Genomic DNA, 11,794 nt, shown 5'->3' with positions numbered 1-11,794 from the left:
ACAATACCTTCGCCAAATGAGAAACGGAATTTGGGAGTGAAGTCAAGAGGGCTTTTATAGGAAACTAGGTTTTACCGAAACGAAGTTCCAACAAAGCCCATGCCAGAAATTTTAACACTCCTGAGTTGCTTGACATTTGATCTCAATAGCACCAGCCTGAAGCATCTGAGTATAATAATTCAAGCAATGTTAGCTATGACTGGTCGAGTAACGATGCTGGGGATATCGCGCTGGGCAGGAAAAGGAGGAAGCTATCGAACCATTCAAAGATTTTTCTCCAGCCCACAGAACTGGCCAACGTTAATGTGGGTGTTCTTTCGCACCCATTGCTTTTGTCCCAAACAACAGTACGCAATTGCTGGGGATGAAGTGGTAACCACCAAATCGGGACAAAAAACCTACGGATTGGATTGGTTTTTTTCTGGTTTGGCACAGCGTCCGGTGAAAGGATTGGCCTTCTTTGCATTATCTCTGGTGAGTTTGGAGCAAAGACAATCTTACCCCTTACGCATTGAACAGGTTATTAAACCCATAAAACCAGCGAAAGCTTCTTGCCAAGAACCTTCAAACCAGACCAAAAAGAAGCGGGGTCGTCCTAAAGGGTCTAAAAGCAAGGATAAAACTCAGGTAAACCTTTCCCCCGAACTTTTGCAGATCCGAGGCATGCTCTCGGCTTTGCTTACTACCATCGGAGGCGGCATTCGTCCCGAATATTTGCTTCTCGATGGCAAGTTTGGCCACAACGCTGCGATGCAAATGACTCGTCAGATGGGCTTACATCTAGTGAGCAAGTTGCGTTATGACAGTGCTTTATTCTTGCCGCCTCTTGGCACTGATTCCCGACGTAAATATGGCGATAAACTTAATCCACATCAGATATCTCAAAAATTTCTCTGCCATCGCACCACTGAAGAAGACTGGCGCACAGATATCTATCAAGTTCACCTACTCCATAAAGAGTTCTCTCAGCCCCTTAATGTGGTAATTATTCTCAAAACCAATATCAAAACTCAACAACAAGGCCATGTCCTCTTATTCTCTAGTGATTTAGAACTTCCCTACAATCAGCTCATCGAGCTCTACTCCTTAAGATTTCAAATTGAATTTAATTTTCGTGATGCCAAGCAATTTTGGGGCTTAGAGGATTTTATGAATATCTCCCAAACTGCTGTGACTAATGCGGTGAATCTTTCTTTCTTTATGGTCAATTTCTCCCGTCGGCTCAGAAGAGAGTTTCAATCTCGTCACTGTCCGCAGTTTAGTTTCCTCGATCTCAAGGCATTATATCGCGCTTTCAAATATGTCGATGAAGTGATTAAATTACTTCCGCAAAAACCGGAGTCCATTTTATTTTCTCGCATCTTGAACCAGGTTGCTAACCTTGGGGCAATTCACTCTGTTAGAGTTCCTGATATTACACCTAAATAACATCCGAAACTAGTTAGCATTATCTCCCTCCTGCTCAAAACCTCTTGACTAGGGGTTCTTTCTCTGTTCTTTTTTTGGCGAAGATATTGTTAAGAGTAATAATGGTTAATGTTCAGAAATTACTTTTGCTGCTTCGGCAGAAAGGACTTCATCCATCCAAGCATTGATACTTTTATTGGCTTTTTTTGCTGCTAAAAAAATTTGGTGATGGTGTTGAGGAGTTGTCCTAAATGGCAAATTACCTGAAAAAGGTTTGTCTGGTTCTTCTCCTAATTCGACACACCATTCTAAGTAATCATCTACTGAGTTATGAAATTCTTGCTCTAATTCTGCAACAGTATTGCCTTAAAACGTAATTACATCTTTAATATCTAAGACTTTGCCGAATAAAATTCCTGCTATTTCATCTATTTCAATAGAAGCTGTATATCCTTTATATTTCATAATCAATCTTTAAATTAATAATCTTCAGGTTTAATTCCTGTATTGTTCAAAAATTCTCTAACAGCTTTTACTGCACCTTTGTTGGTTTCTTTAAATAATATCTTAAACGTCGCAATGTTTTGCTGAATAGATTTTAGCGATCGCAGGAATGATGCCGATCGCTTTGGAACTAGGAGCTGATGGAGAGGTTCGTAGTCCTATGGCGATCGCACAGCGCCTACCTCGCAGACCACGTTAGAGCCCCGCCTTGCGAGACCTCAGTTATTGGTGGGTTTACGACTTCCACCTTGTTGACTCTAGTATGATAATTAATCCAGTTCTGTTTCTCTTCATTTTAAATCTCGGAGAGTGACAGAAGAGGAGAATAAATAAAGAAAAAAATCCCCCTTAACTCAAGAGGGATTAATCTGAGATTAAATTAACTAAGCAGCAACTAATTCTTTCTTACTTTCGCTAGCCGACAACTCAGTCAAAATCGCACTAACATTAGTCTTGGCATCACCCAATAACATTTGAGTATTATCGTTATAGAACAAAGGATTATCAACCCCTGCATAACCAATACCCAGACTACGCTTCATAACGACAACATTCTGAGAATTCCAAACTTCCATCACTGGCATACCCGCGATCGGACTATCAGGATCATCCAAAGCACTAGGATTCACAGTATCATTTGCCCCCACAACTAACACAACATCAGTATCAGAAAGATCCTCATTGATCTCATCCATCTCTAATACGATGTCGTAGGGAACATTAGCTTCTGCAAGTAAAACATTCATATGTCCAGGCATTCTTCCCGCTACAGGGTGAATCCCAAAACGAACTTCTTTGCCACGCTTGCGCAAAATCTTAGTAACATCAGAAACCATATGCTGTGCTTGCGCAACCGCCATGCCGTAACCAGGAACAATTACTACCGACTTAGCATCATTAAGCAACTCAACAGTTTCTTCTACATTGGTAATAGTCGCTTCGCCGTAGGATTTTTTCTCACCAGTAGCCGCAGATTTATTACTACCTTCACCAAATCCACCTAAGATTACGCTGATGAAAGAGCGATTCATCGCTGCACACATGATGTAGCTAAGAATTGCGCCACTACTTCCGACTAAAGCTCCAGTAATGATCAGTACGTCATTGGAAAGCATAAAACCAGCCGCAGCTGCCGCCCAACCAGAATAGCTGTTCAGCATAGAGATTACCACTGGCATATCTGCACCACCGATCGCCATGACCAAGTGAATCCCTAGCAGACAAGCAATCCCAGTCATGATAAGCAAAGGTTGCAAGCCATTTTCTGCACCCATAAACTGCCAACCCAAATAGACAGAGCCAACCAACATGGCAATATTTAGTAGGTGACGAGCGGGTAAAGTTAATGGTTTACTGCCAATAATGGCACTCAACTTACCAAAAGCAATAATTGATCCTGTAAAAGTAACAGCACCAATAAAAACTCCCACAAATATTTCTATTTCATGGATTGTTGCTTCTGCTCCGACTAAGCCCGATTCAGGTTGTAAATAATTGGAAAACCCAACTAAAACTGCGGCTAAACCCACAAAACTGTGCAAAATTGCTACCAATTCGGGCATGGAAGTCATGGCAACCCGTGCTGCCAAAATGGAGCCAATAATTGCTCCAGGAACGATCGCACCGGCTAAAGTAACATATCCTGTAACTTGGGCACTGAGAGCTGTGGCAATTAATGCGATCGCCATTCCGATAATCCCAAAGAGATTACCCCTACGGGCAGATTCCTGGTTGGATAAGCCTCCCAGGCTGAGAATAAACAAAGCACTAGCAGCTATATAAGCCACTGTTAAAAGATTATTTGACATTAATTTAAAAGATGAGGGATGAGGGATAAGGGATGAGGAGAAATATCCTCTTGCTAGTTTTTATTTTTGGAACATTTTGAGCATTCTTTGGGTTACCAAGAAGCCCCCAGAAATATTGATAGTTCCCACTAGAATTGCGATCGCGCCTAAAATTACAGTAGGAGAAGTCAGTTCCCCAGAAATCTGCAACATCCCACCGAGAATAATAATCCCACTGATGGCATTGGTCACACTCATCAAGGGTGTATGCAAAGCTGGGGTCACATTCCAGATAATTTGCCAACCCACGAAGCAAGCTAGGACGAAGACCGTGAAGTGAGACAGGAAAGATTCGGGAGCGCCGACTCCAATTCCGACTAAAGCAAATACAGCTAGGGCAATCCAAAGCAGGCCACTAGATTTTTTCTCTTCCTTCTGTTGGGCAGCAGCAGTCGTTGTCGCAGCTTTCTTGGGAGGAGGAGTTGGCGAGGGATTTTCGATTTTTGGAGGGGGCCAGGTGATCTTGCCTTCATGTAAGATCAGAGCGCCTCTGACAACTTGATCCTCATAATCAACCTTATAATCTTCTGCCCCACCCATATCCTTGAGTAAATGCCAGAGATTAGTGCCATAAAGCTGACTAGATTGGGCCGCCATCCGTGAGGGCAAATCGGTCAAACCAATAATGGTTACACCTTTATACTTATAAACTTCATTGGGTCTGGTAACTTCGCAATTTCCCCCTTGCTCTGCTGCCAAATCGACAATGACAGAACCTTCTTTCATTGATTCGACCATATCAGTCAAAATCAACTTAGGTGCAGGTCTGCCAGGGATCAATGCTGTGGTGATAATAATATCGATTTCTTTAGCTTGTTCTCTAAACAAAGCCATTTCCGCATCGATAAATTCTTTACTCATGGTTTTGGCGTAACCACCAGCACCTGTCCCATCTTCCTCAAATTCCAATTCTAGGAACTCAGCACCCAGACTTTCTACTTGTTCTTTGACCACAGGACGAGTATCAAAAGCTCGCACGATCGCGCCCAAGCTTCTACCAGCACCGATCGCAGCTAACCCTGCAACTCCAGCACCAATTACCATCACCTTAGCCGGAGGTACTTTGCCCGCTGCGGTAATTTGTCCAGTAAAGAAACGACCAAAATTATTAGCAGCCTCAATTACAGCCCGATATCCTGCGATATTCGCCATCGAAGATAGCGCATCCATTTTCTGGGCGCGACTAATCCGAGGAATTGCATCCATTGCAAGCACGGTTGTTTGGCGCTCAGCCAATTTATTAAGCAACTCTTCATTTTGAGCTGGCCAAATAAAACTAATAATAGTTTTACCTACTGGTAATTGTTCTAATTCTTCACCTTGAGGAGCACGAACTTTGAGAATAATATTGGCTTCCGACCACAAACTCTGAGCATCAGGAACAATCTTACATCCTGCATTTTCATAAGCTTCGTCAGAGAAGTTCGCCGATTCTCCAGCACCAGATTGGATTAAGACTTCAAATCCCAATTTTTGCAGCTTTTTTACTGTGTCCGGAGTTGCTGCGACACGAGCCTCATTTTCGAAGATTTCTTTGGGGATTCCAATAGTGTTGGGAGGGTGCTGCTGTTGACTAGCTTGCTCCTCTCTTGTAATCGTTGCTGTCATGAATGCTCCTATAAATTCAGGGAACTACAAAAAAGTAAAAAACCACCTTACCAAAAATTCCTGTTTTTAAAAATAGAGGAAAAGGCTCAATTTTGTTTATTTATACATTGCGACGATCCTAGTGCGATCCCCATCTGAGCTCGGAAATCTTCAACTTATCTTAGGGATTATAGAGGATTAGCTGACAATACTCTCTATTTGCTATGAATCAAAAATACAAGATGAAAACACTATCTTGCTCGAAGATATCGACTTTAATCCCTATCTATTCCTGCAAAAACCAATAGGGCATTGCTGCTGCATCGTTTCGCTTGAGGGTACCGAGACCAAAGTTTTTCTCGACAGAGCGTAGCAGACTATAGTGATTGTATGGTTCAGTTCTCGTCGTGCCTGCTGGAATCATGTCGCCAATCAGCAAAGTGTAAATCTCGTAGGGGTCATAATAGGGATAAGCCTCATCAAAGGTAATGACGATGAGGGTTTCTGGTGGGAACTTGGCAATTGGGTCATCACTCAAAAACTCTTTCAGAAAGGCTTCGATGTTCTTGATGTTGACATGACGATTGGTGTCGTTGGGGTCAGTTGCTTTTTGCTCTGGCTTTAAAGAGTGACCATCGTTGATTAAGTTTGGGGTGAACCAACTGTAATGTGGTAGATTTCCGTTTTCGAGATCAATTGCAAACTCTTTGCCATCCACGATATTTGCTAACCGCTCTGGCACACTGATGATATTAGGAAAGGACAAAAAGGGAACATGCTTTCTCGCAAAGTTCCCCTCGTTGGGCGGAATCGGTGTATAGGGTGGGTTCGGATTAATGTTCTTCTTGTAATTGGGAGGTAGATCCTCAGCGTAGGAGCGCCATGTCAGCCCTTGGGCTTCTAGCAAATCCACGACACTAGTCACTGGTGATGCATCCATCGTGTTGTATATCCATTGCACATATCCTGGGTCGTCATTGATGAAGCCAAAATTATCACCACCAATAGAGGCAATATAGTTGGGCTGTGATGAATGAGTTACCCCATAACTATTACTCAGAAAGACACCCTTTTGGCGAAGATGATCCATGTAACTGTTGGCAAGGACATTGGAGCGTATCGAGTTCTCCAACATAACAATCACGATGCGTTCAAACGCTAACCCCATAGAATCTTTCTCCAATTTCTACTAAACGTTTATCTTCCCGTTTAGTTTATAACTCAAAAAATTGACAACTACACCCCATCAAAAATAAACTAATCCGTTTGATCAGACCCAATCTCAATTCCATGTTCCGCAAATGCTTGCCATATCAAGCGGTAAAGATCACTGCGAACAGAATCGATTTTCAGGGGATTATCTGTCCAGACATTAAGTTGATAATTAATGTTGTTTTCACCAAAACTTACCACCTGAACATCAGCATTCAGATTGCTAAGTATCTTTAGATGTTCGCGGGTAACATCCAGTATTATGGCAATCACTGTTTCCGGATTATGTTCACAAGCGGCTGGTACTTCCAATTGAAATCTCGTCAAACTGCTATTGTGGGTATAAGAAATGAGATTATCCGTCAAAAAATACTGGTTGGGAATCACAACATCTAGATTGTCGTTAGTACGGATTGTGGTGGCACGGATGTTGATATCCTTAACCTGACCCATTTCCCCATTGATTTCAATTACATCACCAGGATATAGCGATCGCTCGAATAAGAGCATAATGCCGCTCACAAAATTGACAATCACTTCTCTAAAAGCAAAACCCACACCTACTGCTAACCCTCCAGATATAGCAGCGATCGCCGTTGTATCTAGCTTGATTTGACTGAAGGCAAAGAAAAGCCCAAACCCAATCAGAAAATAGCGCAGCAAAATCAAAGACCCATCCAGAACCCCCTCTTCAACTCCCATATGACGGGTCAGCAAATTGCGAAAAAGTTTCGAGAACCCATCAACACCTGTAGACCAAAGATACATACCCACCGAGACAATAAACAGACTGCGTAGTGTTACTTTCGTTTCGCCAAATGCGAATAGTTCTGTATCTCCTAAAAGACTGATCTCAGTAAGCAGTCCTATGGTCTGAATTATTATATGGGTTGCTAATAAGGGGAAGAAAAATCGGTTAACCAGAACATGATATATTTCCTGCTCAACCGTAAAATGCATCAGTAACCCAGTTAGGCGATAGGCAAAAAATAGGATCGATAGAGGCAGAGCGAAAGTAGCAATCAGATTGGTAGGCCAATAGGAAAAGTTGGCGCAAAGACAACCTGTCAACCAAAGTAACAGCCAGAAAAGTGCGGGAAACAGGAGATATTCCAGGATTGTTTTTCCTGTATTGACCAACAGATTGTCCTTCCAGAACAGAATTTGCCTCAGTTGATAAACCGAGCGATTAAGTTGTTGAACCATTTGTTTAGATAACGAGCGACAAACCAACAAGCAAGCAAGACAACAGCAATTAGTAGTATTTGAAACAATACGACAGGGCGTTTTAGGATTTCCCTCTGAATGTGGAATAGCTGGATCAAGAAATTGATGTTTGGTTGTACATCAACTAATACGATCTCTGTAACCTCTTTGCCCGCCGCTGAGGAAAAAACGTCAATCTTTTCGTTATGGGGTGGGTTGTTGAGGATCTCGAAAAACTCTTTCACTGCCTCATCGGGAGGTATTTCTTCTTGCAGCACTCTGCGATAGAGAATATCGCCGTAGAAGCGTAGGCGATCTGAGTTTGATATATCAGATATGGGGAAAGGAATAGCATGACTAGCGCTTTCTGCGAATATGGCAATTCTCGGCAAGAGACGCTCATCAACCACCGTATGAGAATTCGCCGGGGTTATGGTGTGCTCTTTAGCTGATATCAATGCAATTTGCTGATCTCCTTGGGTGATAAAACGGGCAAAATCAATTGCTAATTTTTTGTTTTCTTGAGTTGCATAAGTATTCAGAACTAACGTATCGGTTTCCAGAATGGGAGAGGCTGCGCCCTCTTCTCCACTTGGTAAGGGAGCAACAGCTAGTTGATCGCCTAGTTGCTCCTGTAAAGATATATATTCAAACGTCCAGCAAGGAAAATAAGCAAGTTTACTATTGCTGAATAGATCGAACATAACATCCCGACGTTTGTCGAGGTAAACCATGGGAATCTGCTGCGCCTGCTTCAGCCACTTCAACCAGCGACTAACGCTATCGCCTTGGAGGACAAAACGATTATTTGAGTCGAACCAAGTACCGCCAAAAGAACCAATTCCCCACATGCTGTTGAGAAAAAGGGGCTCGATACTCAGGGAATTCCTGACCGTGCTTGATCTAACCATTCCGACAAAGTTTTAGGGGGCTGGCTCACTAGCTCGCGATTGTAACAAAGTCCCATGACTTGATGAGCAACTGGCATCCCATACAACTGACCATGACTATCGCGAAGGGAAACAAGGGTTTTAGAATCGAACTTAGAAGTGTCAATATGATATTTCTCCAAAGGGGCGATCAGTCCCAATTTAATCAGTCTAGGAAGTTCTCGTTCTGTGACAATAACCGCATCAGGACCTAACCCCTGAGCCGCTCGTTTACGAAATTCACCAGGCAAGGCCGGAAAATTAAAACCTGTGTGGATGACTTCAATATCTGGATGCACATCCATATAGTTTCTAATCACGACATCTAGGTCTCTGTTGGGATAAAAGCTCCAGATTGTGAGATGATGCTTTTTGCTATTAGCCCCACAAGCCGATAACAACATCATCAAGACGATTACTATTGTCAAACAAACTGCTTTAGCTTTTTTCATCTAATGAATTATCTAAGACAATAGTTTTAGAATGCCCAAAAATGAAGAATAAAAGCCTGATGCTATGTTTATTTGCTCTAAGCCGAGATACGGATAATTGTGATACTTATGGCGAATTCCAATACTTAATTATTATGCTTATTCCACGATAAAATCATTGTCATTTAATTGACCAGCATTGACATTTTCGACAATAGCTAGAACTTGATTATTTCTTGCAATACTAATTACTGCATTATTGCCATTTTGAGCAATATTTAGCTCACTGAACTCTAAACTACCAAATCCAAAGCGATCGCCCAGCTTAAACTTGTCCGCTCCATCAAGATAATCTTTAACTCGGTCAACTCCCATATTGACACCAGGACTTAATTCAAAGACATCATTGCCACTGCCTCCCCAAAGGGTGTCATTGCCTTGTCCACCAAACAGACTGTCATGATCGTTATTGCCAAAGAGGATATCATTGCCAGCATCACCGGCGAGAACATCATCTCCTGCATTGCCAAATAGACTATCGGTTCCATTGCCTCCAGTCAAGATATCATTGCCGTTATTTCCTAAAAGGCTATCTTGTCCTGTCTCCCCAAAAAGAGTATCTGCTCCTGCCTGACCTCGCAAAATATCATTATCCTCGCCACCCAACATACTATCTTGTCCAGCTCCACCAAAGAGCGTATCCATGCCATTGCCGCCGAATAATTGATCATTACCATTGTTGGCATAAATCTTATCTTGTCCATTATTTCCCTGAAGCCAATCATCTCCAGCCTGTCCCAAAATAAGATCATTGCCATCTCCCCCAGTAATCACATCACTGCCGTCATTACCAAAAAGACTATCTTGTCCAGCATCACCGTTAATTGTATCGCTTCCGGCAAGACCGACAACCGAATCATTCCCTGCAAGGGCATTAATTATTTCAGGATTCGCTTGGCCCCGAATATTATCTCTGCCTGATGTGCCATTAATGACTCGTTCGATAGTATTAATGCTCTGAGATCCAAATAATACGTAGCTATCTCCTCCACCATTAAAACCTCCTGCGGCACCAATGATAATGTCAGCCAAACCATCTCTATTGACATCTCCCGCACCACTTACAGAACGACCAGTATAATTTTGAGCAGCAATACCTGTGATTGCAAAACCGTTACTGCCATTGAGGCGATTTAGTTCTAGCGTCGAATCAAAATCATTACCGCCAAATACCAGGTAGCTTTCTCCCGCAGCCTTAGTATTTCTATTTAAGTCAGCATCAGGCGCCCCAATGAGAATATCGTCAAAACCGTCCCCATTAAAATCTCCTGCGCTGCTCACAGAGGTTCCTGAGCGATCGCCCCTATAGATGCCACTGAGCGTAAAACCATTAGTGCCATCAAGATTGTCTAGGTCTAAACTAGGAGCAAAAGAGCTACGACCAAATACAACATAACTTTCTCCCGCATCACTTTCCCAACTTCTTATTATCACATCAACATTAGGGGCACCAATAATAACATCATCAAAACCGTCCCCATTAACGTCTCCGGCGTCACTTACCGACCGACCAGAACCTTCAATAGTGAACCCGTTAGTTCCATCAAGACTATCGAGATCTAAACTAGAAGCAAAAGAGTTACGACCAAATACCACATAGCTGCCGTTGATAATGACATCATCCAAGCCGTCACCATTAACATCTCCGGCACCACTTATTGATGTCCCAGATAAATCATTGGCATTAATACCATTAATCACAAATCCATTACTTCCATCAAGAGAGTCGAGCCTGGCCGTGGGAGCAAAAGAGTTGCCACCAAATATGATATAGGTTTCCCCTGCATCGCGATCGCCATTAGGATCTCCGCCTTGGGCACCGATGAGAAAATCATCGAAACCATCCCCATTAACATCTCCGGCGTCACTTACCGAAAGACCAGCAACATCTCCGGCATCAGTACCTTGAAAAACAAACCCATTATTGCCGTCAAGAGAGCTAAGTCTGAGACTAGGAGCAAAAGAGTCGTTGCCGAATAGGACATAGGTTTTCCCTACATCCAAACTGAGATCGCGATTGGCAAAAGGTGCACCAATAATGACATCGTCGAGGCCATCCCCATTGACATCCCCTGCACTACTTACCGACCAACCAGCATCATCCCCAAAGATCACACCTTGCAAAATAAACCCATTAGTTCCATCAAGGTTATCGAGTTCTAAGCTAGGAGTCAAAGAGCTGCCACCGAATACTACATAACTAGCACCTCTAGGAGCATCAGCGGCACCGATAATAACATCATCAAAACCATCGCCATTGACATCCCCAGCATTACTTACTGAATAGCCTGTTTGATCGTATCGATTACCTTTAAGAACAAAACCGTTATTGCCATTGAGTTCGGCGAGGTTTATTGAAGTTGGCATGATGGTTTATTAGCTAAGATTATCGAGAAATATTTAAAAAATTAAGATATCTCGCATTGTAAATTGGAATTTGTTGTTGCTAATAATCCTCAACAAAATAACATCAAAATATTGCCAAACTGTTTACTTACTTATTACTTAGGCGATTTCTCAAAATATTTGTACCAGGTTTTGATCAGATTTATCGATAATCTGTAAGGACGATTCGCGAATCGCCCCTACGTCAATGGTATGTTCTTTCCCA

8 protein-coding genes and 2 pseudogenes are annotated in these 11,794 nt (G+C 42.5%); 2 read left to right on the top strand and 8 right to left on the bottom strand.

Features of this window, described 5'->3' with window-relative positions; all coding sequences use genetic code 11:
- Positions 1–99: 99 nt before the first annotated feature.
- On the top strand, positions 100–1,428 hold the full coding sequence (locus XEN7305_RS01690; protein WP_006507541.1) for an IS4 family transposase: 1,329 nt from the start codon (positions 100–102) through the stop codon (positions 1,426–1,428).
- A gap of 105 nt (positions 1,429–1,533) precedes the next feature.
- Here the strand turns inward: XEN7305_RS01690 and XEN7305_RS30225 are convergent.
- A pseudogene (locus XEN7305_RS30225) lies at positions 1,534–1,872 on the bottom strand (type II toxin-antitoxin system HicB family antitoxin).
- Between the two features lie 130 nt (positions 1,873–2,002).
- Here XEN7305_RS30225 and XEN7305_RS30220 point away from each other — a divergent pair.
- Positions 2,003–2,224, top strand: a pseudogene (locus XEN7305_RS30220) (hypothetical protein); the annotation flags it as partial.
- 70 nt (positions 2,225–2,294) lie between these two features.
- Here XEN7305_RS30220 and pntB read toward each other — a convergent pair.
- From pntB to XEN7305_RS01650, 7 genes are all read right to left on the bottom strand, one after another.
- Entirely contained in the window at positions 2,295–3,719 is a 1,425-nt protein-coding gene (gene pntB / locus XEN7305_RS01680; protein WP_006507587.1) for a Re/Si-specific NAD(P)(+) transhydrogenase subunit beta, read from the bottom strand.
- Positions 3,720–3,779: 60 nt separating this feature from the next.
- Positions 3,780–5,366 (bottom strand): Re/Si-specific NAD(P)(+) transhydrogenase subunit alpha, encoded by a 1,587-nt coding sequence (pntA, locus tag XEN7305_RS01675; protein WP_006507586.1) that lies wholly within the window; start codon positions 5,364–5,366, stop codon positions 3,780–3,782.
- 265 nt (positions 5,367–5,631) lie between these two features.
- On the bottom strand, positions 5,632–6,513 hold the full coding sequence (locus tag XEN7305_RS01670; protein ID WP_006507585.1) for a Phosphoesterase family protein: 882 nt from the start codon (positions 6,511–6,513) through the stop codon (positions 5,632–5,634).
- 89 nt (positions 6,514–6,602) lie between these two features.
- A complete protein-coding gene (locus tag XEN7305_RS01665) occupies positions 6,603–7,763 on the bottom strand; it encodes a mechanosensitive ion channel family protein (RefSeq protein WP_006507584.1) in 1,161 nt (386 codons plus the stop codon).
- Entirely contained in the window at positions 7,727–8,674 is a 948-nt protein-coding gene (locus tag XEN7305_RS01660) for an extracellular solute-binding protein (protein ID WP_083889277.1), read from the bottom strand. The genes XEN7305_RS01665 and XEN7305_RS01660 overlap by 37 nt, the downstream gene beginning before the upstream one ends.
- Positions 8,641–9,144, bottom strand: coding sequence for an ABC transporter substrate-binding protein (locus XEN7305_RS29930; protein ID WP_006507582.1), 504 nt, complete (start codon positions 9,142–9,144; stop codon positions 8,641–8,643). Before XEN7305_RS29930 ends, XEN7305_RS01660 begins: the two co-directional genes overlap by 34 nt.
- 138 nt (positions 9,145–9,282) lie before the next feature.
- Positions 9,283–11,550 (bottom strand): FG-GAP repeat protein, encoded by a 2,268-nt coding sequence (locus tag XEN7305_RS01650; RefSeq protein ID WP_006507581.1) that lies wholly within the window; start codon positions 11,548–11,550, stop codon positions 9,283–9,285.
- Between the last annotated feature and the right edge of the window lie 244 nt (positions 11,551–11,794).

The organism is Xenococcus sp. PCC 7305 (assembly GCF_000332055.1).
Classification (GTDB): domain Bacteria; phylum Cyanobacteriota; class Cyanobacteriia; order Cyanobacteriales; family Xenococcaceae; genus Xenococcus.
This window is presented reverse-complemented; position numbering and strand designations above follow the sequence as displayed.

Coding starts and splice junctions, on each gene's coding strand:
- XEN7305_RS01650 (WP_006507581.1), bottom strand. CDS start 11,550: ATGCCAACTTCAATAAACCTCGCCGAACTCAATGGCAATAACGGTTTT.
- XEN7305_RS01660 (WP_083889277.1), bottom strand. CDS start 8,674: ATGGTTAGATCAAGCACGGTCAGGAATTCCCTGAGTATCGAGCCCCTT.
- XEN7305_RS29930 (WP_006507582.1), bottom strand. CDS start 9,144: ATGAAAAAAGCTAAAGCAGTTTGTTTGACAATAGTAATCGTCTTGATG.
- pntB (WP_006507587.1), bottom strand. CDS start 3,719: ATGTCAAATAATCTTTTAACAGTGGCTTATATAGCTGCTAGTGCTTTG.
- pntA (WP_006507586.1), bottom strand. CDS start 5,366: ATGACAGCAACGATTACAAGAGAGGAGCAAGCTAGTCAACAGCAGCAC.
- XEN7305_RS01665 (WP_006507584.1), bottom strand. CDS start 7,763: ATGGTTCAACAACTTAATCGCTCGGTTTATCAACTGAGGCAAATTCTG.
- XEN7305_RS01670 (WP_006507585.1), bottom strand. CDS start 6,513: ATGGGGTTAGCGTTTGAACGCATCGTGATTGTTATGTTGGAGAACTCG.
- XEN7305_RS01690 (WP_006507541.1), top strand. CDS start 100: ATGCCAGAAATTTTAACACTCCTGAGTTGCTTGACATTTGATCTCAAT.